A 25,053-nucleotide genomic window follows, 5' to 3' on the forward strand; every position below is an offset into this window, starting at 1 on the left:
AAAGAAGCGCCGCGACGGCAGAGATTTACCTTCGCCCCGCCCCGCCCTAGCATGACGCGTCGGACAGGAGAGAATGATGGCTGAGCTGCACCTTGGGCAGGTTCTGGAATACCGTGGCGACGCGCTTGTCGAAGGGCCGGAGGCGGTCACGCACCGGCGCCGCGGCGGCATGCTGATCGACGGCGGTCTGATCGCCGCCGTGGGCGAGGCCGACGATCTGCGCGACGCCCATCCGCAGGCCGACATCGTCGATCATGGCGATCATCTCCTGTCGCCCGGGTTCGTCGATGCGCATGTGCATTACCCGCAGACCGCGATCGTCGCGAGCTGGGGCAAGCGGCTGATCGATTGGCTCAACACCTACACTTTCCCCGAAGAGATTTCCTTCGCCGATCCCGCCCATGCGGAAGAGATCGCGACCCGCTATCTCGATCTGGCGCTGATGAACGGCACGACGTCGATGTGCAGTTATTGCACGATCCATCCCGCCAGCGTCGAAGCCTTCTTCATCGCCGCCAAGGCCCGCGGGATGCGCGCCGCGGCGGGCAAGACCTGCATGGATCGCCACGCCCCCGAGGCTTTGCGCGACACCCCTCAATCGGCCTATGACGACAGCCGCATCCTCTTGCAGAAGTGGCACGGGACTGGCCGGCTGAGCTATGTCATCACGCCGCGCTTCTCGCCCACCTCGTCGGCGGATCAGCTTTGCGCTCTGGGCGCGCTCTGGGCGGAGCATCCCGATTGCCTGATGCAGACCCATCTGAGCGAGCAGGTGGACGAGATCGCCTGGGTGCGCGAGCTATATCCCACGGCGCGCGACTATCTCGACACCTACGAGACCTATGGCTTGCTGGGCGAGAACGCGCTTTACGGCCACGCGATCCATCTGGAACCGCGCGAGGCCGACCGGATCAAGGAGGTCGGCGCGGCGCTGATCCATTGCCCGACCTCGAACACGTTCATCGGGTCGGGGCTCTTCGACTGGCCGACGCGTCTGGCCGAGGGGCAGCGGATCGGGCTGGCCACCGATACCGGCGGCGGGTCGAGCTTTTCGATGCTGCGCACGATGGCCGCCGCCTATGAGATCGGGCAGCTGACGCATCAGCCGCTGCACCCCGCGCAGCTTTGGTGGCTGGCCACGCAGGGCTCGGCCCAGTCGATGCGGATGGGCGACAAGATCGGAGCGATTGCGCCCGGGATGGAGGCGGATTTCATCGCCGTCGACCTCGCCTCGACGCTTGCCATTTCGCAGCGTGCCGACCGTGCGAATGACATCTGGGAAGCGATCTTCCCCACGATCATGATGGGCGACGACCGCGCGATCGCGGGCACATGGGTCGCGGGCAAGCGGCTGCATTGAGCGATCCGGCCTTCGAGAGGATTTACGCCCGCGCGCCCTTCACCATCGATTTTCTCGAAGGCGGGGGCAATGATCTGGTGATCTCCTTCGCCTCAATCGGCCATGAGCCAAGCCGCCCGCCCGCACCGGAATTCGTCGCCACTGCCACGGGGCGCGGCACGCCCGGCTTCCCACGCCGGGCATTGTTCATCAGCGACGAAAGCCGCAGTTGGGCGAATGACCCGGGTTTCGCCGCTGCCCTGCGCGCCGCCTTGGCAGAGGTGACGCGCCGCCGCCCCGTCACCCGCATCGCCGCCATTGGACTTTCGATGGGCGCGGTCTCGGCGCTGGTCGCGGCTGAGGTGATCCCGGTCGATGTGGTGCTCGCGCTGTCGCCGCAGGCTTCAGTCAAACCCGGCGTCGTGCCGGGCGAGACGCGCTGGAGCGAGTGGACCTCTCGGATCGACCATTTCGCCCGCGAGACCACGCCGCTCCCGCCCGCGCCCTGCTGGGCGATCCTGTTCCACGGCGCGCATGACGATCTGGATCAGGCGATGCCATTCCCGCGCGCAGAAAACGTCGACCACCTGATCTTCCCCGATCTCGGCCATTCCGACCTCGGGCCGCATCTGAAGGCGCGCGGCGGGTTGTCAGGGCTGATGGAGGCTGCCCTTGCAGGCGACCGACGCCGCCTGCTGCGGATCGCGAGCGCCGCCGGGGCCGTGCGGCGCGAAAAGTTCAGCCCATAAGCCGTGCCGCGAGACGGTTCTGCGTCTCGATCACGCGCGGCAGGTCGATCGTGACCACCTGCCCGTCGCGCACCACCTGACGGCCCTCGACGAAGAGATGTTTCACCTTCGGCGGCCCGCACAGCACCAACGCCGCGACCGGATCCCAAGCCCCCGCCGCCTCCAGCCCCGAGACATCCCAGATCGCCACATCCGCGCGCTTTCCGGGCGCGAGCACGCCGCAATCGGGACGGCCCAGCACCTGCGCCCCGCCCAAAGTCGCGATCTCCAGCGCCTCGCGCGCGGCCATCGCGTCGGCGCCGTTTTGCACCCGCTGCAGCAGCATCGCCATGCGCGCCTCGCCGATGAGGCTCCCTGCATCGTTCGAGGCCGAGCCATCGACGCCAAGCGCGACCTTAACCCCCGCATCGCGCATCTGCCGCACCGGCGCGATGCCCGAGCCCAGACGGCAATTCGAGCAGGGGCAATGCGCAACCCCCGTCTTGGTGCGCGCGAACAGGTCGATCTCGCCCGCATCCAGCTTCACGCAATGCGCGTGCCAGACATCCTCGCCGGTCCAGCCGAGATCTTCCGCATATTGCCCCGGACGGCAGCCGAACTGCTCCAAGCTGTAGGAAATATCCTCGTCATTCTCGGCCAGATGGGTGTGCAGCATCACGCCCTTGTCGCGCGCCAGCAGCGCCGCGTCGCGCATCAGTTCGCGCGAGACCGAAAACGGCGAACAGGGCGCTATGCCCACCCGGCACATCGAGCCCTCGCCCGCATCGTGGAACGCATCGACGACCCGGATGCAGTCGTTCAGGATAGCGTCCTCGCGCTCGACCAGACTATCGGGCGGCAGGCCGCCATCGCTCTCGCCGATGCTCATCGCGCCGCGCGTGGGATGGAAGCGCAGGCCCAGCTCGGCGGCGGCGTGGATCGTGTCCTCCAGCCGCGCGCCATTCGGATACATATACAGATGATCGGAACTGGTGGTGCAGCCGGTCAGCGCCAGCTCCGCGAGCCCCACCTGCGCCGAGACGCGGATTTCCTCGGGCCCCATCTTCGCCCAGATCGGATAGAGCGTCTGCAGCCAGCCAAATAGCAGCGCATCTTGGCCCCCCGGCACCGCGCGCGTCAGCGTCTGGTAAAGATGGTGATGGGTATTCACGAGCCCCGGCGTGACGACACAGCCCTTGGCCTCGACCACCTCGCCCGTGCTTTCCAGCCCCGGCCCGACGGCGGCGATCTGCCCGTCGCGCAGCAGCAGATCCGCGCCCTTCAGCTCGCGCCGGGTGCCGTCCATCGTGACGATCACCTCGGCGCACCGGATCAAGATATCGCCCATCGCGCGCTCCTACTGGCTGGTTTCGCCAGAGCCTAGACCGCGCGGATGGGCGAAGACCAGAGGCGCTCAGCGCCCCATCGCGTAGAACTCGGGGTTCGGCGGGATCGCGGCCATGTTCACCAAGCGGTTCGACAGGCCGAAAAACGCGGTGATTGCGCCGATATCCCAGATATCGTCATCGGTGAAGCCATGGGCGCGCAGCGCTTCGTAATCGGCCTCCTCGACCTCCTGCGCGCGCAGGCTCACCTTCATTGCGAAATCGAGCATCGCGCGCTGGCGCGGCGTGATCTCGGACTTGCGGTAATTCACCGCGACCTGATCGGCGATCAGCGGGTTCTTGGCGCGGATACGCAGGATCGCGCCGTGCGCGATCACGCAATATTGGCACTCATTGGCCGCCGAGGTCGCCACCACGATCATCTCGCGCTCGGCAATGGTCAGGTTGCCGGGCTTCTCCATCAGCGCGTCATGATAGGCGAAGAAGGCGCGACACTCGTCGGGCCGATGCGCCAGCGCGAGGAAGATGTTCGGGATGAACCCGGCCTTCTCCTGAACCGCCTCGATCCGCGTGCGGATATCCTCGGGCATATCTGCGAGTTTCGGCACCGGATGCCGGCTGATCTTGTCTTGCATGTGGGGTCTCCTCTTCTCCGCCGCCACTATGCACAGCTGCGACGGGGCCGAGGAAATGACGTTGCGGCAATCGCGCTCAGAGGTCGAGCGTGATCCAGACCGGCACGTGATCCGAAGGCTTGTCGCGGCCGCGGATTTCCTTGTCGATGCCGACATCGCGCAACAGATCCGCCGCTTGCGGCGACAACAGCAGATGGTCGATCCGGATGCCGTTATTCTTCTGCCAGGCGCCCGCCTGATAGTCCCAGAACGAGTAATGTCCCGGCCCTTGCACGCGGGCGCGGAACGCCTCGGTAAAGCCGAGATTGAGGATACGGCGGAAGGCTTCGCGGCTTTGCGGCAGCGCCAGCGCATCACCGCGCCACGCATCGGGTTTCGCGGCATCCTCGTCCTGCGGGATGATGTTGTAATCACCCGCCATCACGAAGGGCTCTTCCAGCGCGAGCAGTTCTTCCGCCCGCGCCTTCATCCGCTCCATCCATGACAGCTTGTAGGCGTATTTGCCGCCCTCGACGGGCTGGCCTGCATCGTCCAGCTCCACCGGGTTGCCATTGGGCAGGTAGAGCCCACAGAGCCGCACCGCGCCCTTGTCGCCGACCACGGTGGCCTCGATCCAGCGCGCCTGTTCGTCGCCCTCGTCCCCGGGCAGGCCGCGCGTCACATCCTCCAAAGGCAGCTTCGAGAGGATCGCGACGCCGTTGAAGCTTTTCTGGCCATGCGTCTCGACGGAATAGCCCAGCTCTTCGAAGAGCTCGCGCGGGAAACCCTCGTCAACCGACTTGATCTCCTGCAGCAAAGCCACGTCGGGCTCGGCCTCCTTCAGCCAATCGACCAGCGCCTGATGGCGCGCCTTGATGCCGTTGATGTTGAAGGTGGCGATTTTCATGAGCGGCTCCGGGTTTGGCAGTCGCGAAAGGTGTAACGGATCGCGGCGGGCGCGGACAGGGCGGAGTTAGCCCTCTTCGCTTTCCTCCGTATCGATCCCGTGACGCTCGAACAGCTTCGCTTGCGACATGATGAAAGCGATCATGATGATCGGCAGACCGAAGGTCTTGAAATCGACCCAATGCGCGTCCGACATCGTGCGCCAGACGATCTCATTGGCCACGGCAAGGCCCAGAAACAGCCAGACGAAGCGCTTGGTCAGGATCATCCAGCCCTCATGCGCCATCGGCATCGCCTCGTTCATCACCAGTTGCAGCCACGCCTTGCCGCGCAGCAATCCGGCTCCGAGGATGCCCGCGAACAGCAGGTAGATGATGGTGGGCTTCATCTTGAAGAAGGTCGGATCATTGAGCCAGACCGACAGCCCACCGAAGATCGCCACCAGCACGAGCGTCGCGATCTGCATCGCCGAGAGCTTGCCGGTCAGCAGCCACAGAACCAGCGTCGTCGCCGCGATCAGCGGGATGAACAGCGCGGTGGCCACGACGAAGCCCGAATAGTCGGTGCCGAGGATCGTGTAGGTGCCGTCCTTCAGCCGGTTGAAGGCGACGAAGAACACGATGAGCGGCCCCCAGTCGAGCGCCGCTTTCACCCAGGGGGAAATCTTTTTCTCTGCCATCTGCCTTTACCTGCCTGCTATCTCAACGATCACAGCCCCTGCCGCGATCAGCGCCATCAGAGCCGTGCGCCGCGGCCCCACTTTCTCGCCCAGCACGAGCCAGCCGATGAGCGCTGCGAAGACCGTAGACGTCTCGCGCAGCACCGCCGCCTCGCCCACCTTGTCGAGCCGTGTCGCCAACATGATCGAGCCAAAGGAGAAATAAGCAACAATCGCGCCGATAACACCCCTCTTGATGAGCGGCACCATTTCCGAACTCGGCAGTTTCGTCCAGCGCCGCGCGGTGAAGATCGGCATGAACCAGCCGTCGATGAAGAAGAACCACGCAAGGAAGGTGAACGGATCGGCGGTCGCGCGGATGCCATAGGCGTCATAGGTGGTGTAAAGCGCAACGAACGCCCCTGTCGCCACGGCCAGCATCAGGGCCGGCACCATCGTCTCGCGATCGACCGTCACGTTGCGCAGATTGTAGAGCGCAAGCCCGTAGATGCCTGCCAGAAGCGTCGCCACCCCGGCCCATTGGCCGATCGTGAAATGCTCACCGAAGATGAACCCCGCCCCGATGACCGCGAAAAGCGGCCCGGTGCCGCGCACCACCGGATAGACCACCGTATAGGCCCCGCGCTGGTAGCAGGCCGCCTGCAGCAGCTTGTAGGCGACATGGATGAAGAAGACGCCCACGAAGATCGGCCACATGAAAGGCTCGGGCCACGGCACGACGAAAAGCGCGAAGGGGGCTGCGATGATCCCGTAGCTCGCATCGATCGCGGCGCGGCTGAGCCACGGATCGTGACGTCCTTTCTGCAGCGCCCCGAACAGCGCGTGAAGAAAGGCCGCGAGCAGCGCGAGGCCCAGCGCGAGGTGCTTGCCGGTCTCGGTGCCCGAAACGGAGATGATCCAGTCGCTCAAGGGGAAGTCCTTCGTGATCTCGGGGGCTGGGGGGCGCTGCCCCCTCTGGCCTTAGGGCCATTCACCCCCGGGATATTTCGACCAAGGGGAAGAGGAAAGGCGCATCCCTCTCTTCGCTCTTGCACAAATATCCCCGGGGGGAGCGCGCACGCGCGGGGGGCGGCGCCCCCCTCCGCGGTGTCAGTCTTCGAGACCGACGAGGGCCTGCGCGAATTCCTCCGGGTCGAAGGGCGCGAGATCGTCGAGCTGTTCGCCCACCCCGATCGCGTGGATCGGCAGGCCGAACTTGTCGGCCAGCGCCACCAGAACCCCGCCCTTCGCGGTGCCGTCGAGCTTGGTCATCACCAGCCCCGAAACGTTCGAGATCTTGCGGAAGACATCGACCTGCTGCAGCGCGTTCTGCCCCGTCGTCGCATCGAGCACGAGAAGCGTGTTATGCGGCGCGCTCTCATCGACCTTGCGGATCACGCGGACGATCTTGGCCAGCTCCTCCATCAGATCGGCGCGGTTCTGCAGGCGGCCTGCCGTGTCGATCATCAGAAGATCCGCGCCCTCGGCCTCGGCCTTCTTCATCGCATCATAGGCGAGCGAGGCCGGGTCCGAGCCTTCGGGCGCGGTCAGGACCGGCACGCCGGCGCGATTGCCCCAGACCTGCAGCTGTTCGACTGCGGCTGCGCGGAACGTGTCGCCCGCCGCGATCACGACCTGTTTGCCGGCGGCGCGGAATTGCGAGGCGAGCTTGCCGATCGTCGTGGTCTTGCCCGAGCCGTTGACGCCCACCACCAGAACGACCTGAGGCTTCTTCGGGTAAAGCGGCAGCGGTTTCGCGACCGGCTCCATGATCCGGGCGACCTCTTGGGCCAGCAGCCCCTTGATCTCGGAGACCGAGAGCTTGCGGCCCATCCGCCCCTCGGCGAGGTTTGCCGAGACGCGCAGCGCGGTGTCCACGCCCATGTCGGAGGCGATCAGCAGCTCTTCGAGGCTTTCGAGCATCTCGTCATCGAGGACGCGGCGCGGCTCGGCGGGTTTCGCCTCGCCGCCGCCGAAGATGCGCCCCAGAAGGCCGGGCTTCTTCGGCTCGGGGCTGGGACGTTCGGGCGCGGGCTCGACGTCGAGCGGCGCCTTGGCGATCTGCGCGTGTTCCTCCTCGACCGGTTCGGTCACCGGCGCGGGCACGTAGCCGGGCGCGGGCGGCGTCGGATCGGGAAGGTTGATCGTCTCGTTATGCTGCGGCTCGGGTTCGGGCTCAGGCTCTGCCTCGGGCTCCGGTTCCGGCGCGGGTTGGACGCGGGTCTGCGGCGCGGCCTCGGGGGAGGTCTCTGCCGGCGTCGCGGGCGCGGAAGGCTCCGGCGTCTCCGCGACCTCGTCTTCACTGGCCGCATTCTCGGCGACGATATCCTCGAGGCCCTGCTCGAGCTTTGAGGAGGAACGCGTCAGACGCGATTTGAGCTTTTTGAAAAACGACATGGATCAGGCCTTTCCTTACGCTCCACCTAGTTCATCGCAGGCCCGGATGGAAGGCTTATCCCCCGGCAAAACCCGATCCCGCGCCCCAGCCGATCAAGGCCTGACCGCCCCAGTAGAGCACCCAGAGCGCGCGCGCCGCCAGCTGTTTGCGGCCTGCGTCGCGCAGCACGAACATCTCCAGCGCGAGGATCAGGTCGGAGAGGACGAAGGCAAGGCTGCCCGCGATCACCATCAGATAGCCCGCGGGCAGGCCCATCGCCACCGCCGCCATCGCCACGATGATCCAGATATAGATCCGCACCGGCCAGCACAGCCCGCCCGTGCGCGGCAGCAGCCAGAACTCCGCCGAGAGTCCCAGGGCGATGAGCGGGATCGTCCAGGCAGTGGGCTGCGCGCCCATGTCGAGGAACCCCAGAAGATAGGCCAGATGCCCCGCCGCGAAGGCCGCCATGCCGATCAGGAAGGCCCGCTGACCGGGGCGCGACAGGGCGAAATCGCCCGCCGCCCCGAGCGCGAGACCTGCGAGGATCGCAAGCGGCGCGCCCATGGCCGCCGCCATCGGAATCAGCGCCACGACGGAGGCGGTCTTCACAAGGGTTTTCGCACCGCTTTCCCCCGCGCCTGCATGACGCGCGAGGTAAATCAGCGCGAAGACGGCGGCGATAAGGAGACTGATCGGGGCTGCGGACATCATGGCCACATCTCGCGCAGAAAAGCCCGGCCGCCGCAAGCGGGGTCATAAAAGGGTCGAAATTGGCGAAAGAATAGCGCAAAACCATTGCACTATTGAGAGTGAGCGAAGCGGACCCGCAGCACGTGACCCAAGGCAACGACCCTTCACGCAAGCGCCGCCTGAGCGGAGCAATTGCCAATCTGCTGCGGCGGTCGCGCGAGATCCCCAGGGTCGACAGTTTCGCTGTCGTGACGCTTCTGCCGGTGCCGCTTCTGCTGGTGGCGGGCGTCTTCGGCGGGATCGCGGCCTGGGCGGCACTGGTCTGGATCGGGCTGTGCATGTTCATCCTGGATGAGGCGCTGAAGCATCCCTCTCCCGATGCGCCGGAAGGCTCGGAATTCCCCGCAGCGGACGCGCTGTCGACGACGCTGGCGGTGGTGCATTTCGTGCTGCTCGTGCTCGGCGTGGCGGCGATGTCGGGGCATACGTTGCTGGAGGGGCCGAGCTGGATCGCGGTCTGGCTGGCCTTTGGGCTGTTCTTCGGGCAGGTGTCGAATTCCAACGCGCATGAGCTGATCCACCGCTCGGACAAGCGGCTGTTTCTGCTGGGGAAATGGGTCTATATCTCGCTGCTTTTCGGGCATCACACTTCGGCGCATCGGCTTGTCCATCATCGCTTCGTCGCGACGCCGGACGATCCGAATTCCGCGCAGCTTGGCGAGGGGTTCTGGTCGTTTGCGCCGCGGGCCTGGATCGGCAGCTTCATCGGCGGCTACGAGATGGAGCGCAACCGCTTCGCCCGTCTGCCTGCGATCGATCCGAAAGCGCCGCTGAGCGCGCGGATCAAGGCGAGGATCGCACGGCTCGGTCCCTACCCGTCCTATCTGCTGGGCGGGCTGTGGTTCGCGGTGCTGTTCGGGATGCTTTTCGGGGCCGAGGGCGTGGTGGCTTACCTAATGCTCTGCGCCTATGCGCAGGTGCAGATCCTGCTCGCCGATTACGTCCAGCACTACGGGTTGTCACGCAAACGTAGGGGTGATGGCAGTTTCGATCCGGTCGATGCGCATCACAGCTGGGACGCGCCCGCGCCGATCACCTCGCTGTGGATGCTCAACGCGCCGCGCCATTCGGATCACCACGCACATCCGGCCCGAGAATATCCGGCGCTGCGGCTTGGCGATCTGGCCGAGCCGCGGCGGCCCGTTCTGCCGCGTAGCCTGCCCGCGATGGCGGCGCTGGCGCTATTCCCGCCGCTGTGGCGTCGGGTCATGGACAAGCGCGTGAAGGCCTTGGGCAAAGCGCAGCCCCTCGACGCCGACGCGCCCAGCGCGCGCTAGGCAAGCGGGCCGCGATCTGGCAGGTTGGGTGAAAGACCTTGCCGGAGCCCCCATGCGCCCGATCCCGATCCTGACATTGTCCCTCGCGGCCTTGGCCCTGATACCGACGCTGGCGGCGGCGGCCGACCCGCTCGGCCCACCGCTCAATGCGGAGCAATTCGATCAGCGCACCGTCGGGCGCACCATCACCTATTCGGTCTTCGGCCAACCCTACGGGTCCGAGCAATACAAGCCCGGCCACAAGGTGATCTGGGCCTTCACCGAAAGCGAGTGCAAGGAAGGCGACTGGTATCAGGACGGGCAGTATATCTGCTTCGATTACGGCGAATATGCGCCGCTGCAATGCTGGACCTTCTACGATACGGCGCAGGGGCTGCTCGCACAGTTCAAGGGCGATCCCTCGCAGGAACCGCTGGTGAGCCTGTCGGAAAGCCAGGACCCGCTGATCTGTCAGGGACCGGATGTGGGCGTCTAAGCCTCAGAACAGACTGCCCTGAGACGGGCCCGGTTCGGGCTTTTTCTTCTTCGGCTTCGGCGCGGTCGCACTGCCGCCCCCGCCCGGGATGACCGCGAGCTTGCCGTCGGCGAACTCGATCTCGAGGCCGGGCTGCTTCTCTGCCACACCCTGCGAGGTCACCACGCCGTCAGGCCCGCGCACCACCGCATAGCCGCGCTTGAGCGTCTCGGTATAGCCCAGCGTCTGGCGCATCCGGTCGAGCCTCTCGAGCCGTTCACGCTGTGCCTCGAGCCGCGCGGACAAGGAGCGCTCAAGCCGGGCTTCCAGCCCCGCCAGCCGCTCGGCGCCATCGCGGTTGCGCCTTTGCGCATCGCCGATCATCCGCACCCGCGCCGCATCCAGCCGCCGCGCAAGCTGCGTGTGATCCTGGGTCGCGCGTCGCATCCGGGCCGCCGGTGCCGGCGCCAACCGCGCCGAGAGCCCCTCGATCTCGCGCGAGCGATCGCGGATGAAGCGCCGCAGCAGGTTCGGCGAGATTTGCGCAGCCAGCGGCGCGAAGCGGGTATTCTTGCGCAGGACCAGCGTGCGCAGCGCAGGGCCCAGCCGCTCGGCCCAGAGATCGAAGCTTTGCCGCGCCGGTTGCGTCAGCGCCTCGGGACGGCCCAGCCCGCGCGCCAGATCGCGCAGCCGCTGGCCGCGCTGATCGAGCCGCCCACGCGCCGCCCGCATCATCCGCGTCTGTGCCTCCGACAGCCAAGCGGCCAGTTCGGCGCGCACCGGCACCGCCATTTCCGCAGCCGCCGTGGGCGTGGGGGCGCGCCGGTCGGCTGCGTGATCGACCAGCGTCGTATCGGTCTCGTGACCCACGGCCGAGATCACCGGGATGTCGCTTTCGGCGACGGCGCGGACCACGGCTTCTTCGTTGAAGCCCCATAGGTCTTCGATCGAGCCGCCGCCGCGCGCGACGATGATCAGATCGGGGCGCGGGATCTCCCCGCCCGGCGCCAGCGCATTGAAGCCCCGCACCGCGCGCGCCACTTCCGGAGCGCAGGCCTGTCCCTGCACCGCCACCGGCCAGATCAGCACATGGCGCGGGAAGCGGTCGGCGAGCCTGTGCAGGATGTCGCGGATCACCGCGCCCGAGGGCGAGGTCACCACGCCGATCACCTGCGGCAGCCACGGAATGGGCTTCTTGCGGCCCGCGTCGAACAGCCCCTCGGCGGCCAGCGCCTTGCGGCGCGCCTCCAGCATCGCCATCAGCGCACCCGCGCCCGCCGGTTCGACATTGTCGACGATCAGTTGGTATTTCGACTGGCCCGCGAAGGTCGTCATCCGGCCCGTGGCGAAGACCTCCATCCCCTCCTCGGGGCGGACCTGCATTTTCGCCACCTGCCCCTTCCAGCTGACGGCGGCGATCACCGAGCGGTCGTCCTTGAGGTCGAAATACATATGCCCCGAGCGCGGCATCGACACACGGCCAACTTCGCCGCGCACCCGGACGCGGCCGAATTCCCCCTCGATCACCCGCTTCACCGCCCCCGATATCTCGGAGACGGTGTAGTCATGCGCGTTCGAGCCGCTTTCGTCGTCGAGAAGGTCCATATGCCTGCCTGCTTGAGCGTTGGTCCGGGGCGCCTTGCCTCAGAGTTTCGCGCAGCTTAGAAGGCGGGAAAGCGAAGGCCAAGGGGGCGAGCGATGAACATTCTGGTTCTGGGCGGCGGCGGGCGCGAACATGCGCTGGCTTGGGCGATCAAGCAAAATCCGAAATGCGACCGGCTGATCGTGGCCCCGGGCAATGCCGGGATCGCGCAGATCGCCGATTGCGCGGCGATCGATCCGAACGATGCGGCGGCGGTGCTGGAACTCTGCGAGGCCAATGCGGTCGATTTCGTCGTGATCGGGCCGGAAGCGCCGCTGGCAGCGGGCGTGGCCGATGCGCTGCGCGCGCAGAACATCCTGACCTTCGGCCCCTCGGCGGAGGCCGCGAAGCTGGAAGCCTCGAAAGCCTTCACGAAAGAGATTTGCGACGCCTGCAACGCGCCCACTGCAGCCTATGCCCGCTTCACAAGCGCGGAAGGCGCGAAGGGCTATGTCCGCGAACAGGGCGCGCCGATCGTAGTGAAGGCCGACGGTCTCGCCGCCGGAAAGGGCGTGATCGTCGCGATGACGCTTGACGAGGCCTTCAACGGCATCGACGAAATTTTCGGCGGCGCTTTCGGAAGCGCAGGCGCGGAAGTCGTGATCGAGGAATTCATGGAGGGCGAGGAAGCCTCGCTCTTCGTGCTGTGCGATGGCGAGAACGTGCTGGCCGTGGGCGGCGCGCAGGACCACAAGCGTGTCGGCGAAGGCGATACCGGCCCGAACACCGGCGGCATGGGCGCCTATTCCCCCGCCCCGATCCTGAGCCCCGAGATCGAGGCGAAGGCGATGGACGAGATCGTCCGCCCCACCGTGGCCGAGATGGCCAAGCGCGGCACCCCGTTCCAGGGCGTGCTCTATGCCGGGCTGATGATCAAGGATGGCCAGCCGCGGCTCGTGGAATACAACGTGCGCTTCGGCGATCCCGAATGTCAGGTGCTGATGCTGCGGCTGGGCGCGCAGGCGCTCGACCTGCTGCTCGCCTGCGCGGAAGGGCGCTTGGGCGAGGTGCAGGCGCAATGGGCGCCCGATCACGCGATGACGGTGGTCATGGCCGCGCAGGGCTATCCCGGCGCTTATGAGAAAGGCTCGGTGATCGGCGGGCTCGACGCGCTGCCCGAAGACGGCTCGCGCATGGTCTTCCACGCCGGCACCTCCGAGAAAGACGGCCACGTCGTCGCGAGCGGCGGACGTGTGCTCAACGTCACAGCCCGCGGCGAGAGCCTGCAGGAAGCGCGCGACCGCGCCTATGAAATGGTCGACGCGATCGACTGGCCCGAAGGCTTCTGTCGCCGCGATATCGGCTGGCGGGCGCTGAGCTGACCTAAGGGGTGGAGGGGGCTCTGCCCCCGCTCGCGTTCCGCGCGCCCCCCGGGATATTTCCGCCAAGCCGAAGGCGCGCAACGAAGTCTTAACGACAGCTGCGTTAACAAGGAATCGCGGAACAGGCGGGGACGCCGATGACCGCCCAAGACGAAACGGCCCGGCTCGCCCGCCCTTCTGCGGATCGAGTCGGGCATTTTTCGTTTTCGGCTTGGCTCAAATATCCCGGGGGGCTGGCGCAGCCAGCGGGGGCAGAGCCCCCTCGATTGGCGCATCCTGAGCCTGCCGGCTCGCTCTCCTCTTGCCTCACCAGATGCTTGCAACGCGGCTCGGCGCCGCCTGCCGAAACGTCAGGCAGGAATTTTCCCCTTTGCGCAAAATTTCCTCTTGCAGCCTACGCCGCTATCCCCTAAATCCGCCTCCACCGAACCGGCGCGGGCGTAGCTCAGGGGTAGAGCATAACCTTGCCAAGGTTAGGGTCGGGCGTTCGAATCGCCTCGCCCGCTCCAGTTCGGTCAAATACCCAAGGATGCGGGCGTAGCTCAGGGGTAGAGCATAACCTTGCCAAGGTTAGGGTCGGGCGTTCGAATCGCCTCGCCCGCTCCAATACAAAAAAGCCTCCCTTCGGGGAGGCTTTTGTTTTTCCGCCCCACTGCCCGTCAATCGACATGCCCCCGCTTGAGCGCGCCCCCTGCCCCGGCCTATAAGGCGGTGAGTTTCAAGGAGGCGCCCAATGCGCAAAGCCACGATCAGCCGCAAGACCGCCGAGACCGAGATCAGCGTCAAGATCGATCTCGATGGCACCGGTCAGTATGACAACAAGACGGGCGTGGGCTTCTTCGACCACATGCTCGATCAGCTCGCACGGCATTCGCTGATCGACATGACCGTGCGCGCGAAGGGCGATCTGCATATCGACGATCACCACACGGTCGAGGATACCGGCATCGCGCTGGGTCAGGCGCTGGTGCAGGCGCTTGGCGACAAGCGCGGCATCCGCCGTTACGGCCATTTCGCACTGGCGATGGATGACACGCAGGTGCAATGCGCGCTGGACCTGTCCGCGCGTCCCTTCTTCGTGTGGAACTGCGACATGCCCACCGACAAGATCGGCACGTTCGACACCGAACTGGTGCGCGAGTTCTTCCAGGCGCTCGCCACCCATGGCGGGATCACGCTGCATATCGACCGCGTGCATGGCTTCAACAGCCACCACATCGCCGAGGCCGCGTTCAAATCGGTCGCCCGCGCGCTGCGCATGGCGGTCGAGACCGATCCGCGCATGGGTGGCGTGCTGCCTTCGACCAAAGGGGCGCTTTGATGCTCACGGCACTGGTCGATTACGATTCGGGCAACCTGCACTCGGCCGAGAAGGCGTTTCAGCGCATGGCGAACGAGACCGGGCACGGCACGATCGTCGTGACCTCGGAGCCCGACGTCGTCGCGCGCGCCGACCGGATCGTGCTGCCGGGCGACGGGGCGTTTCCGTCCTGCAGCGCGGCGCTCTATCGCTTCGAGGGGCTGGCGCAGGCAATCGAGGAGGCGGTGATCGTGAAAGGCCGCCCCTTCCTCGGGATCTGCATCGGCATGCAGATGCTGGCGACGCGCGGGCTCGAGTTCCGCGAGACCGAGGGTTTCGGCTGGATCCCCGGCGAGGTGGTGAAGATCGAGCCCGCCGATCCGTCGATGAAGGTCCCGCATATGGGCTGGAACGATCTGGTGATCGACAACGATCACGCCGTGCTCGACGGGATTTCGACCGGCGATCACGCCTATTTCGTGCATAGCTACCACTTCAAGGTGGCCGAGCCGCAGCACCGTCTGGCCTATGCCGAATATGGCGCCGAGATCACCGCGATCGTGGGGCGCGACAATATCGTGGGCACCCAGTTCCACCCGGAGAAATCTCAGGCCACCGGTCTGCGGCTGATCGCGAATTTCCTCGGCTGGAAACCCTGATGGCACCGAAGGCGGTTCTGTCGTGGTCCTCGGGCAAGGATTGCGCGATGGCGCTTCATGCCTGCCGGACCGAAGGTCACGCGGATGTCGTGGCGCTGCTGTCGACGACCAACGAGGCTTTCGACCGGGTCGCGATGCACGGCACGCGCAATGAGTTGCTGCGCCGTCAGGCGAAGGCCGTGGGCCTGCCGCTGATCGAGGTGCCGCTGCCCTGGCCCTGCTCGAACGAGGATTACGAGGCGCGGATGGCCTCGGCTATGGATCAGGTGAAGGCACTTGGCGTCGAGACGATGGTCTTCGGCGATCTCTTCCTCGAAGACGTGCGCGATTACCGGATCGAGAAGCTGAAACCGCTGGGCGTCGAGGCGCTCTTCCCGCTCTGGCAGCGGCCTACGGATCAGCTGGCGCGCGAGATGATCGCGGCGGGGTTCGTCACGCATCTGGTGACGGTGGACCCGAGCAAGCTCGATCCCAGCTTCGCGGGGCGGCGGTTCGATGAAAGCCTGCTGGCCGATCTGCCCGAAGGCGTCGATCCCTGCGGCGAGAATGGCGAGTTTCATACCGCCGTCAGCGCGGGCCCGATCTTCGACGCGCCGATCCCGGTGCGGGTGGGCGAGACGGTGATGCGCGACGGGTTCGCCTATGCCGATCTGATCCCGGAGTAAGTCCGGCGAGAAATCCCGGCCCACTGCGTCCTCGCAGGGGCCGGGAAAAGCATCACTTCACGCGCTGCCAGTCCTGCGACTTGCAGAACAGACCGCCCGCTACGCAACCGGCCAGCGCCATCGCGTTGCCGTTCACGGTGACCTTGCCGAGGTAGATCTTGTTGTTGGACGGGCGCCAGACCTTGCCTTGGTATTTGTTGTTGCCCTTCGGCTCCATCCCGATCACGAGCTGCTTGCCGAGGTTCTCCGACTTGTACTCGCTGCCGCCCTTGAAGGTCCGAACGATTGTCCCGCAGAACTTCGAGCCGCAGGGTGCGATGTCCACATAGGCATAGGCGCCGTCATCGGGCTGCGTTTTCCAGGTGCCCTCGATCGGGTCGGCAAGCGCCGCGCCTGCGCCCAGTGCCAGGGTCGCTGCGGCGATCATCAAAGTCGTCATGGCAAATCTCCTCCCTTTTGCCTGCTGGCCGCATCAGGCCATGCAAGAGCGATTCCCGGCAAGACTGACGTGACGTCCGCGTCAGGCTTGGAAAATCCGCGAACCCGTGGCAAGAGGCATCGCGACAGTTCAGGAGTGCCCACAGATGATCCTCTACCCCGCAATCGATCTCAAGGATGGCCAATGCGTGCGTCTGCTGCATGGCGAGATGGACAAGGCCACGGTCTTCGGTGACGACCCGGCGGCGCAGGCGGCCAAGTTCGAGGCGGCGGGCTGCGAATGGGTGCATCTGGTGGACCTCAACGGCGCCTTCGCGGGCGAGCCGGTGAACGCGGCCGCCGTCGAGGCGATCCTGTCGCGCATCAAGGTCCCCGCTCAGCTGGGCGGCGGCATCCGCGACATGGCGACGATCGAGCGTTGGCTCGACAAAGGGCTGGCGCGGGTGATCCTCGGCACCGTCGCGGTCGAGAACCCCGATCTGGTGCGCGAGGCGGCGAAAGCCTTCCCCGGTCAGGTGGCCGTCGGGATCGACGCGCGCAACGGCAAAGTCGCGACCAAGGGCTGGGCGGAAGAGACCGATGTGATGGTCACCGATCTGGCGAAGTCCTTCGAGGACGCGGGCGTCGCCGCGATCATCTACACCGACATCATGCGCGACGGCGCGATGGGCGGGCCGAATATCGCCGCGACCGAGGCACTGGCCCGCGCGGTCGAAATCCCGGTCATCGCGAGCGGTGGCGTGTCGTCCTTGCCCGACCTGATTGCCCTGCGCGACACGGGCGTGATCGCGGGCGCGATCTCGGGGCGCGCGATCTATGACGGGGCGCTCGATCTGACCGAGGCACTGGCCGCGCTGCGCGCCTGACACAGCGCTGAGGAAATCCACCGCAAGTGACACAAATCATTGCGCCATGTGAATTTCCGCGTGAGGGTTAACCCAGCGTTAACACCAAGTGTGGAGGGTGCCATGAAACGCATGATGACGATTGCCGCGGTGACCGCTTGCCTCGCAAGCGCGGCCATGGCGAATGATACCAAAGGCTTTGTGGGTCTGAACTGGACCTTCGGCCCGGGCGCGAGCGGCCTTGAAGGGGTGTTCGGCGCGATGAATTACGACCTCGATCCGGATGGCGACATCAACGGGGCGAAGCTGTCATTGCATCTCGGCATCGGTCCGGGGCCGGTGCAGGGCAAGATCAAGCTGACGGGGGTCGCGGGTCAAGACAACGCCATGGCGGAACTGGGCATGGGCTATGGCAGCCGCGGCTGGTTCGGCACGGGCGGGCTGATGGGCGAGCATTGGAACGTCGGCGGCGATCTCTTCTTCCAGGGCGGCTGGGAAGGCTTCGGCGGCATTCACAGCCTGCAATTCGATCGGCCGAAAGCGCCCACAGCACCGGTTCTGGAGCCGCCGCCGCAGGAGGCTCAGCCCGGCTAAGTCGTGTTAAGCAATTCATCACAGAGGTACAGGGCGGCTTCGGTCGCCCTTTTCCTTAGCTCAGGCACCCACCGATTTGCGCACCATATCCCAGTAGATATCGGCCACGGTGGCGCGGCTCAGACGACCACCTTCGCGGAACCATGTATTCACCCCGGTCAGCATCGCGATGATCGCCATCGTCGCAAGCTTGGTATCCGGGATCAGGAACACGCCCTCGTCCTGCCCTGCCTTCAGGATCGCTTCCAGCTCGGTCTCGTAGGTCTTGCGCAGCCCCTCGATCACCGCGAAATTCTCCGGGCTCAGGTTGCGCAGCTCCATATAGCTGAGGAACACCGCCTCCGCCCGCTCGAGGTTGAAGCGGATGTGGAAGCGCACGAAACGCTCCAGCCGCGCATGGGCGTCGCCCCCGCCGGGCTCGGCGTGCCACGCGGCGATCAGCTCGTCCATGTGGGTCTTGAGCAGGTCGAACAGCAGCGCCTCTTTGTCGGGCGTATAGAGGTAGAGCGCCCCCGCCTGGACCCCCACCGCGCCTGCGATCTGGCGCATCGAGACCGCAGCAAACCCGTGCCGCGCAAAGAGTCTTTGCGCTTCGGCGCGGATCTTCGGGCCGGTAATCTCGGAATGGGAGCCAGTCTTGCGTGCCATGATACCGACGCTAACTGAACGGGCGTTCATTATCAAACCCGATTTGCGGCGCAATCGGCACTGGCAATGGGGCCGCGCGCGCAATAGTTTGCCCCTGTCCCGAGAGGAGAAACCATGCGCGCCCCTGCCCTGATCGCCCTGTTTGCCTTGCTGGCCTCGCTCGCCGCCTGTTCGAAACAGTCGATGGAGGGCTATCCGACGCTGCTGCCGATGGACGAGATCCTGACCGATCAGCCCCTCACCCCCGATCCGGCCCCCGAGCTGGAGGCCCGCGCCGATGCGTTGCGCTCCCGCGCAGACGCGATGCGCAGCCAATAAAATCACGCCATAGAGCGGTTGAAGCCGCACGCCGCGTTGCCCTGCCTGCGCTTTCCCGCTAACAGGGCGCAAACCACCAGTTTCTCTCATGAGGTTCCTATGTCCGCCGTCTCAGATACCGCACCCTTGCGTCTTGGCATCGCGGGTCTCGGCACCGTGGGCATCGGTGTGGTGAAGATCGTGCAACGCCATGCCGATCTGCTGGCAGCCCGCGCAGGCCGTCCGGTCGAAATCACCGCCGTCTCGGCCCGCGATCGCACGAAGAACCGCGATGCGGACCTTTCGAGCTATGCGTGGGAAGACGATGCGGTGACGCTCGCGCAGCGCGACGACATCGACGTCTTCGTCGAACTGATGGGCGGCCATGATGGCCCCGCGAAGGACGCGACCGAAGCCGCGCTGAAAGCAGGCAAGGACGTGGTGACCGCGAACAAGGCGCTTCTCGCACATCACGGTCAGGCGCTCGCGGAACTCGCCGAAAGCCTCGGCCGCACGATCCGCTACGAGGCCGCTGTCGCGGGCGGCATCCCGGTCATCAAGACGCTGACCGAAGGGCTTGCCGGCAACGGCATCCGCCGCGTGATGGGCGTGATGAACGGCACCTGCAACTACATCCTGACGCGGATGGAAGATGCGGGCCTGCCCTATGACACGGTCTTCGAAGAGGCGCGCGCGCTCGGCTATCTCGAGGCCGATCCGAACCTCGACGTGGGCGGGATCGACGCGGGCCACAAGCTCGCCATCCTCGCCTCCATCGCCTTCGGCACGCAGGTCGCCTTCGACGACGTGACGCTGGAAGGGATCGGGCGGATCTCGATCGACGATATCCGCCGCGCGGGCGACATGGGCTACAAGATCAAGCTTCTGGGCGTCGCGCAGATGACCGGCCGCGGGCTGGAGCAGCGGATGACGCCCTGTCTCGTGCCCGCCACCTCGCCGCTGGGTCAGCTGACCGGCGGCACCAACATGACCGTTTTGGAAGGCGACTCGGTCGGCCAGATCGTGCTGCGTGGCGCGGGCGCGGGCGAAGGCCCGACCGCGAGCGCCGTGATGGGCGATGTGATGGACCTCGCCCGCGGGTTGCGGCTTCCGGTCTTCGGCCAGCCCGCAGACAAGCTCGAAGCCCCCACCCCCGCCGTCACCGCGATCCCCGCGCCCTATTACCTGCGCCTGCAACTGTCGGACAAACCCGGTGCGCTGGCGAAGGTCGCGACCGTTCTGGGCGAGGCGGGTGTCTCGATCAGCCGGATGCGCCAATACGGCCATGCCGACACCTCGGCCCCGGTGCTGATCGTCACCCACAAGACGACCCGCGACGCAGTCGACGCCGCGATCGACGCCCTGCCCGCGACCCGCGTGGTCGAGGGCGAGCCGATCGCGATCCGCATCGAAGAGGTCTAAGCGGATGGGGATGCTGAGCCATGTCTCGCTGGGCATCTCCGATCTCGACCGGGCGCTGACATTCTACGCCCCGCTGATGGAGCGGCTCGGTCTGGCGCTGCGCTTTTCCGAGCCCGCAACACAGTGGGCAGGCTGGACCGCCGAGGATGACAGCCGCCCGATCTTCTTTATCACCCGCCCCTTCAAGGGCGACGCCCCCGCCCCAGGCAACGGTCCGATGGTCGGGTTCGATGCGCCCGACCGTGCGACGGTCGATGCGGTGCACGCCCTCGCGCTGGAACTGGGCGGCACAGATGAGGGCCCGCCGGGGCTGCGCCCGCACTATCACGCGGATTATTACGGCGCCTATTTTCGCGACCGCAGGCTGCCCAAACCCCGCATTGCGTGCCATTTTTCACCGCAATAGCGGCTGGCCCCTCCTGTTAGCGTTCACGGGGTTGCCCTTCGCGGCCCCACAGGCTTTACCTATGCCCGGCCCACAACGCCTAGGCAGACAGGAAGACCCAAATGACCCCTCCGAGTGATTTCAACGACCGCATGCTTTCGCTGGGCCTCGCCCGCGTGTCGGAAGCGGCTGCTCATGCCTCCGCCGACCTGATCGGTCGCGGCGACGAGAAAGCTGCCGACCAGGCGGCGGTGAACGCGATGCGCGATCAGCTCAACAAGCTGGAAATCCGCGGCACCGTGGTCATCGGGGAAGGTGAGCGCGACGAGGCTCCGATGCTGTATATCGGCGAGGAAGTCGGTCAGGGCGTCGGCCCGGAAGTGGATATCGCGCTCGACCCGCTGGAAGGCACCACGCTGACCGCGAAGGACATGCCCAACGCGCTGACCGTGATCGCGATGGCGCCGCGCGGCACGATGCTGCACGCGCCCGACGTCTACATGGACAAGCTGGCCATCGGCCCGGGCTACGAGAAGGACGTGGTCTCGCTCGACATGAGCCCGACCGAGCGTGTTCAGGCGCTGGCCAAGGCGCAAGGCGTCGAGACCAAGGACATCGCGGTCTGCATCCTCGATCGTCCGCGCCACGAGGACATGATCGCCGAGGTCCGCGAGACCGGCGCGAAGATCCGCCTAATCACCGATGGCGACGTGGCGGGCGTCATTCACTGCGCCGAGCCGGATTTCACCGGCATCGACATGTATATGGGCTCGGGCGGCGCGCCGGAGGGCGTGCTGGCGGCCTCGGCGCTGAAATGCATGGGCGGCCAGATGTGGGGCAAGCTGTTGTTCCGCAACGACGACGAGCGTGGCCGTGCGAAGAAGGCCGGGATCACCGATCTCGACAAGGTCTACACCCGTGACGAGATGGTGCGTTCGGACGTGATCTTCGCCGCGACCGGCGTGACCAACGGCTCGATCGTGAAGGGCGTGAAGCGCGAGCCGACCTATATCGAATCCGAGACGATGCTGATGCGCTCGAAAACCGGCTCGCTGCGCCGCGTGATCTACCGCAACCCGGTGAAGTAACCGGCGCGTCTCGATATTTTTATCGAGAAGAAGAGAAAAGGCCGGAGCGCGATGCTCCGGCCTTTCTTCATTTACTCCGCCGCGTCGGCATAGCTCTCGACCGGCGGGCAGGTGCAGATCAGATTGCGGTCGCCGAAGACGTTGTCGACACGGCCCACGGGCGGCCAGTATTTGTCGACCCGGAAGGCGCCTGCCGGGAAACAGCCCTGTTCGCGGGTGTATTTCCGGTCCCAATCGGCCACGAGGTCTTCGACCGTGTGCGGCGCATGGCGCAGCGGGCTGTCCTCGGGGGTGATCTCCCCCGCTTCAATCTCGCGGATCTCGTCGCGGATCGAGAGCATCGCGGTGATGAAGCGGTCGATCTCGGCCTTGGTCTCGGACTCCGTGGGCTCCACCATCAGCGTACCAGCGACCGGCCAGCTCATCGTGGGGGCGTGGAAACCGTTATCCATCAGGCGCTTGGCAATGTCGTCCACCGTCACGCCCACCTCCGCGAAGGGCCGCGTGTCGATGATGCATTCATGCGCGACACGTCCGCGATTGCCCATGAAGAGGATCGGGTAGCCCTCTTTCAGCTTCGCGGCGATGTAGTTCGCGGCGAGGATCGCGACGCGGGTCGCCTGCGTCAGGCCCGGCCCGCCCATCATCAGGATATAGGCCCAGGAGATCAGCAGGATCGAGGCCGAGCCATAAGGCGCGGCACTCACCGGCCCCTCGTCTCCGCCGGTCTCGGGATGGCCCGGCAGGAAGGGCGCGAGGTGCGACTTCACGCCGATCGGCCCCATGCCAGGACCGCCGCCACCATGCGGGATCGCGAAGGTCTTGTGCAGGTTGAGGTGGCTGACGTCCGAGCCGATCTCGCCCGGCTTCACCAGCCCCACCAGCGCGTTGAGGTTCGCACCGTCGAGATAGACCTGACCGCCATATTCGTGGGTGATGTCGCAGATGCGCTTCACCGTCTCCTCAAAGACGCCATGGGTCGAGGGATAGGTGATCATGCAGGCCGCGAGCTTGTCGCCTGCCTCTGCCGCCTTCGCCTCGAAATCCTCCAGATCCACATCGCCGTTTGGCGCCGAGTTCACCACCACGACCTTCATCCCCGCCATATGCGCCGAAGCCGGGTTCGTGCCATGCGCCGACATCGGGATCAGGCAGACATCGCGCTGATCGTCGCCATTGGCGCGGTGATAGGCGGCGATGGTCAGCAGCCCCGCATATTCCCCCTGCGCGCCCGAATTGGGCTGCATCGAGAACGCGTCATAGCCGGTGATCTCGCACAGCTTCGCGGTCAGATCGTCGATCATCTCTGCATAGCCCTGCGCCTGATCGAGCGGCACGAACGGGTGCAGCGAGCCGAATTCCGGCCAGGTGAGCGGCATCATCTCGGCGGCTGCGTTGAGCTTCATCGTGCAGGACCCGAGCGGGATCATCGCGCGGTCGAGCGCGAGATCGCGATCCGAGAGGCGGCGCATGTAGCGCATCATCTCGGATTCGGCGCGGTTCATGTGGAAGACCGGATGGGTGAGGTAGTCGCTCTCGCGCAGCAGCGCATCCGGCACCGCCGGTTGCGTGGCCTCGGGCGCCGCTTCGGTGATCCCGAAGGCGTCGAGCACCTTCGCCACCACGCCCGGATCGCTGGTCTCGTCGAGCGAAATCCCGACCCGGTCGCGGCCCACCTTGCGCAGGTTGATCCCGCGATGACGCGCAGCGGCAAGGATGCCCTGCTGGCCCACGCCCACCTCAACGGTGATCGTATCGTAGAAATTCGCGGGCTCGACCAAGGCGCCTGCCGCTTTCAACGCATCGGCCAGCTGCACGGTCAGAAGGTGCACGCGTTCCGAGATCGCACGCAGCCCGACGGGGCCGTGGAAGACCGCGTAGAAGCTCGCCATCACGGCCAGAAGCGCCTGCGCGGTACAGACATTCGAGGTCGCCTTCTCGCGGCGGATATGCTGCTCGCGGGTCTGCAGGCTCAGGCGATAAGCGCGGTTGCCGTGGCTGTCGATCGACACGCCGACGATCCGGCCCGGCATCGCGCGCTTCATCTTGTCGGTGGAGGACATGAAGGCCGCATGCGGGCCGCCATAGCCCATCGGCACGCCAAACCGCTGCGCAGAGCCCACGGCGATATCCGCGCCCATCGCGCCCGGCTCCTTGAGCAGGCACAGCGCCAGAAGATCGGTCGCGACCACGGCCACGGCTTTCGCGGCATGAAGCGCCTCGCATTCGGCGGTGAAGTCGCGGACATGGCCATAAGTGCCCGGATACTGGAAGATCGCGCCGAAGACCTTCTCGGCCTCCAGCGTCTCGGGCGCGCCCACGATCACTTCGATCCCGAGTGGCTCGGCGCGGGTCTGAATCACGCCGATCGTCTGCGGGTGGCAGTTCTCGTCGACGAAGAAGGCGGTGGCCTTCGATTTTGACACGCGCTGCGCCATCGCCATGGCTTCCGCCGCCGCCGTCGCCTCGTCCAGAAGCGAGGCATTGGCGACAGGCAGGCCGGTCAGGTCCGACACCATCGTCTGGAAGTTCAGAAGCGCCTCGAGGCGCCCCTGCGCGATCTCGGGCTGATACGGCGTGTAGGCCGTGTACCAAGCCGGGTTCTCGAGGATATTGCGCTGGATCGCGGGCGGCGTGACGGTGCCGTAATAGCCCTGCCCGATCAGGCTGGTCATCACGCGGTTCTTCTTCGCGACGCCTTCCATCTTCTGCAGGAGGCCGTATTCGGTCAGCGGCGCCCAGCCCAGCGGCTCGGCCTGACGGATGCTTTTCGGCACCGTCTCGGCGATCAGCGCGTCGAGGTCCGGCGCCCCCACGGCTTTGAGCATCTCCTCCATCTCGGCCGGTGAGGGCCCGATATGGCGGCGATTGGCGAAATCGTAACTGTCGTAAGTCGTGGGGGTGAAGGTCATGGATATTACCCGATGAAGTCTTTGTAAGCGGCCTCGTCCATGAAGCCGTCGAGCGCGGACGCGTCGGTGAGTTTCATCTTGAAGAACCACGCCTTGCCCAGCGGGTCTTCGTTCACGAGGCCCGGATTGTCGGCCAGATCCTCGTTGATCGCGACGATCTCGCCATCGAGCGGCGCGAGGATGTCGGAGGCGGCCTTGACCGACTCGATCACGCAGATCTCGTCGCCCTTTTCGACCGTGTCGCCCACATCGGGCAGCTCGACGAAAACGACATCGCCCAATTGCTCGGAAGCGTGCTCGGTGATGCCGACGATCACAACGTCGCCTTCAGTTTTGAGCCATTCGTGGTCTTCGGTGAATTTCATGTAACGTCTCCCGATTGGT

The 25,053-nt window shown here is 65.9% G+C and carries 26 protein-coding genes and 2 tRNA genes; 16 read left to right on the top strand and 12 right to left on the bottom strand.

The genetic code is table 11. The features are described from left to right. The first annotated feature begins 76 nt into the window (after nt 1-76). A complete protein-coding gene (gene guaD, locus BMI86_RS03125; protein WP_078540414.1) occupies nt 77-1,360 on the top strand; it encodes a guanine deaminase in 1,284 nt (427 codons plus the stop codon). Further along, a complete protein-coding gene (locus tag BMI86_RS03130) occupies nt 1,357-2,088 on the top strand; it encodes a hypothetical protein (RefSeq protein ID WP_078539715.1) in 732 nt (243 codons plus the stop codon). The genes guaD and BMI86_RS03130 overlap by 4 nt, the downstream gene beginning before the upstream one ends. Here BMI86_RS03130 and BMI86_RS03135 read toward each other — a convergent pair. The 7 genes from BMI86_RS03135 to BMI86_RS03165 form a co-directional block, all read right to left on the bottom strand. Beyond that, the gene (locus BMI86_RS03135) at nt 2,078-3,415 is read right to left on the bottom strand and encodes an 8-oxoguanine deaminase (protein WP_078539716.1); all 1,338 of its coding nucleotides are present in this window, start codon (nt 3,413-3,415) and stop codon (nt 2,078-2,080) included. The genes BMI86_RS03130 and BMI86_RS03135 overlap by 11 nt on opposite strands. Before the next feature lie 66 nt (nt 3,416-3,481). Beyond that, a complete protein-coding gene (locus tag BMI86_RS03140; protein WP_078539717.1) occupies nt 3,482-4,048 on the bottom strand; it encodes a peroxidase-related enzyme in 567 nt (188 codons plus the stop codon). 76 nt (nt 4,049-4,124) lie between these two features. Next, nucleotides 4,125-4,934, bottom strand: a complete 810-nt coding sequence (gene xth, locus BMI86_RS03145; protein ID WP_078539718.1) for an exodeoxyribonuclease III — start codon at nt 4,932-4,934, stop codon at nt 4,125-4,127. 66 nt (nt 4,935-5,000) lie between these two features. Then, entirely contained in the window at nt 5,001-5,612 is a 612-nt protein-coding gene (locus BMI86_RS03150; RefSeq protein ID WP_078539719.1) for an inner membrane-spanning protein YciB, read from the bottom strand. 6 nt (nt 5,613-5,618) lie between these two features. Next, nucleotides 5,619-6,521 carry an EamA family transporter gene (locus tag BMI86_RS03155; protein ID WP_078539720.1) on the bottom strand — a complete coding sequence of 301 codons (903 nt, stop codon included), beginning with the start codon at nt 6,519-6,521 and terminating at the stop codon, nt 5,619-5,621. A 180-nt stretch (nt 6,522-6,701) separates the two neighbouring features. Beyond that, nucleotides 6,702-7,988 (bottom strand): signal recognition particle-docking protein FtsY, encoded by a 1,287-nt coding sequence (gene ftsY, locus BMI86_RS03160; RefSeq protein WP_078539721.1) that lies wholly within the window; start codon nt 7,986-7,988, stop codon nt 6,702-6,704. A 55-nt stretch (nt 7,989-8,043) separates the two neighbouring features. Then, entirely contained in the window at nt 8,044-8,682 is a 639-nt protein-coding gene (locus tag BMI86_RS03165) for a lysoplasmalogenase family protein (protein ID WP_078539722.1), read from the bottom strand. Nucleotides 8,683-8,780: 98 nt separating this feature from the next. Between BMI86_RS03165 and BMI86_RS03170 the strand changes: the two genes are divergently transcribed. Beyond that, entirely contained in the window at nt 8,781-9,998 is a 1,218-nt protein-coding gene (locus BMI86_RS03170) for an alkane 1-monooxygenase (RefSeq protein WP_246831614.1), read from the top strand. 52 nt (nt 9,999-10,050) lie between these two features. Further along, a complete protein-coding gene (locus tag BMI86_RS03175; protein WP_078539723.1) occupies nt 10,051-10,473 on the top strand; it encodes a hypothetical protein in 423 nt (140 codons plus the stop codon). 3 nt (nt 10,474-10,476) lie between these two features. Here BMI86_RS03175 and xseA read toward each other — a convergent pair whose 3' ends face one another. Continuing rightward, entirely contained in the window at nt 10,477-12,057 is a 1,581-nt protein-coding gene (xseA, locus tag BMI86_RS03180; RefSeq protein ID WP_078539724.1) for an exodeoxyribonuclease VII large subunit, read from the bottom strand. A gap of 93 nt (nt 12,058-12,150) precedes the next feature. Between xseA and purD the strand changes: the two genes are divergently transcribed. From purD to BMI86_RS03210, 6 genes are all read left to right on the top strand, one after another. Beyond that, the gene (gene purD, locus BMI86_RS03185; RefSeq protein WP_078539725.1) at nt 12,151-13,416 is read left to right on the top strand and encodes a phosphoribosylamine--glycine ligase; all 1,266 of its coding nucleotides are present in this window, start codon (nt 12,151-12,153) and stop codon (nt 13,414-13,416) included. Between the two features lie 434 nt (nt 13,417-13,850). Continuing rightward, nucleotides 13,851-13,925: transfer RNA gene (locus tag BMI86_RS03190), tRNA-Gly, on the top strand. Between the two features lie 22 nt (nt 13,926-13,947). Further along, nucleotides 13,948-14,022, top strand: a tRNA-Gly gene (locus tag BMI86_RS03195). 127 nt (nt 14,023-14,149) lie between these two features. Further along, nucleotides 14,150-14,737 carry an imidazoleglycerol-phosphate dehydratase HisB gene (gene hisB / locus BMI86_RS03200; RefSeq protein ID WP_078539726.1) on the top strand — a complete coding sequence of 196 codons (588 nt, stop codon included), beginning with the start codon at nt 14,150-14,152 and terminating at the stop codon, nt 14,735-14,737. Then, complete coding sequence (gene hisH, locus BMI86_RS03205; RefSeq protein ID WP_078519660.1) at nt 14,737-15,375, top strand: imidazole glycerol phosphate synthase subunit HisH; 639 nt, start codon at nt 14,737-14,739, stop codon at nt 15,373-15,375. Before hisB ends, hisH begins: the two co-directional genes overlap by 1 nt. Beyond that, nucleotides 15,375-16,040 carry an ATP-binding protein gene (locus BMI86_RS03210; protein ID WP_078539727.1) on the top strand — a complete coding sequence of 222 codons (666 nt, stop codon included), beginning with the start codon at nt 15,375-15,377 and terminating at the stop codon, nt 16,038-16,040. Before hisH ends, BMI86_RS03210 begins: the two co-directional genes overlap by 1 nt. 52 nt (nt 16,041-16,092) lie before the next feature. On the opposite strand, the gene BMI86_RS03215 is transcribed toward BMI86_RS03210, so the two are convergent. Next, nucleotides 16,093-16,479: a DUF2147 domain-containing protein gene (locus BMI86_RS03215; RefSeq protein ID WP_078539728.1), complete on the bottom strand. Its 387-nt coding sequence runs from the start codon at nt 16,477-16,479 to the stop codon at nt 16,093-16,095. Between the two features lie 145 nt (nt 16,480-16,624). Between BMI86_RS03215 and hisA the strand changes: the two genes are divergently transcribed. Further along, nucleotides 16,625-17,344 (top strand): 1-(5-phosphoribosyl)-5-[(5-phosphoribosylamino)methylideneamino]imidazole-4-carboxamide isomerase, encoded by a 720-nt coding sequence (hisA, locus tag BMI86_RS03220; protein ID WP_075776131.1) that lies wholly within the window; start codon nt 16,625-16,627, stop codon nt 17,342-17,344. A 102-nt stretch (nt 17,345-17,446) separates the two neighbouring features. Then, complete coding sequence (locus BMI86_RS03225; protein WP_078539729.1) at nt 17,447-17,917, top strand: hypothetical protein; 471 nt, start codon at nt 17,447-17,449, stop codon at nt 17,915-17,917. A 60-nt stretch (nt 17,918-17,977) separates the two neighbouring features. On the opposite strand, the gene BMI86_RS03230 is transcribed toward BMI86_RS03225, so the two are convergent. Then, a complete protein-coding gene (locus BMI86_RS03230; protein ID WP_078539730.1) occupies nt 17,978-18,565 on the bottom strand; it encodes a TetR/AcrR family transcriptional regulator in 588 nt (195 codons plus the stop codon). 114 nt (nt 18,566-18,679) lie between these two features. Here BMI86_RS03230 and BMI86_RS03235 point away from each other — a divergent pair, with 114 nt between their 5' ends. The 4 genes from BMI86_RS03235 to glpX all read left to right on the top strand — a co-directional run bounded on the left by BMI86_RS03235 (nt 18,680) and on the right by glpX (nt 21,757). Next, nucleotides 18,680-18,883: a hypothetical protein gene (locus BMI86_RS03235; RefSeq protein ID WP_078539731.1), complete on the top strand. Its 204-nt coding sequence runs from the start codon at nt 18,680-18,682 to the stop codon at nt 18,881-18,883. Between the two features lie 99 nt (nt 18,884-18,982). Continuing rightward, nucleotides 18,983-20,284, top strand: a complete 1,302-nt coding sequence (locus BMI86_RS03240) for a homoserine dehydrogenase (protein WP_078539732.1) — start codon at nt 18,983-18,985, stop codon at nt 20,282-20,284. A 4-nt stretch (nt 20,285-20,288) separates the two neighbouring features. Beyond that, on the top strand, nt 20,289-20,690 hold the full coding sequence (locus tag BMI86_RS03245; RefSeq protein ID WP_210402684.1) for a VOC family protein: 402 nt from the start codon (nt 20,289-20,291) through the stop codon (nt 20,688-20,690). A 101-nt stretch (nt 20,691-20,791) separates the two neighbouring features. Then, entirely contained in the window at nt 20,792-21,757 is a 966-nt protein-coding gene (gene glpX, locus BMI86_RS03250; protein WP_078539733.1) for a class II fructose-bisphosphatase, read from the top strand. A 71-nt stretch (nt 21,758-21,828) separates the two neighbouring features. Here glpX and gcvP read toward each other — a convergent pair whose 3' ends face one another. Further along, nucleotides 21,829-24,669, bottom strand: coding sequence for an aminomethyl-transferring glycine dehydrogenase (gcvP, locus tag BMI86_RS03255; protein WP_078539734.1), 2,841 nt, complete (start codon nt 24,667-24,669; stop codon nt 21,829-21,831). A gap of 5 nt (nt 24,670-24,674) precedes the next feature. Next, a complete protein-coding gene (gene gcvH / locus BMI86_RS03260; protein ID WP_078539735.1) occupies nt 24,675-25,034 on the bottom strand; it encodes a glycine cleavage system protein GcvH in 360 nt (119 codons plus the stop codon). Nucleotides 25,035-25,053 lie beyond the last annotated feature (19 nt).

The organism is Thioclava sp. DLFJ5-1 (assembly GCF_002020115.1).
In the GTDB taxonomy this organism is placed as follows: domain Bacteria; phylum Pseudomonadota; class Alphaproteobacteria; order Rhodobacterales; family Rhodobacteraceae; genus Thioclava; species Thioclava sediminum.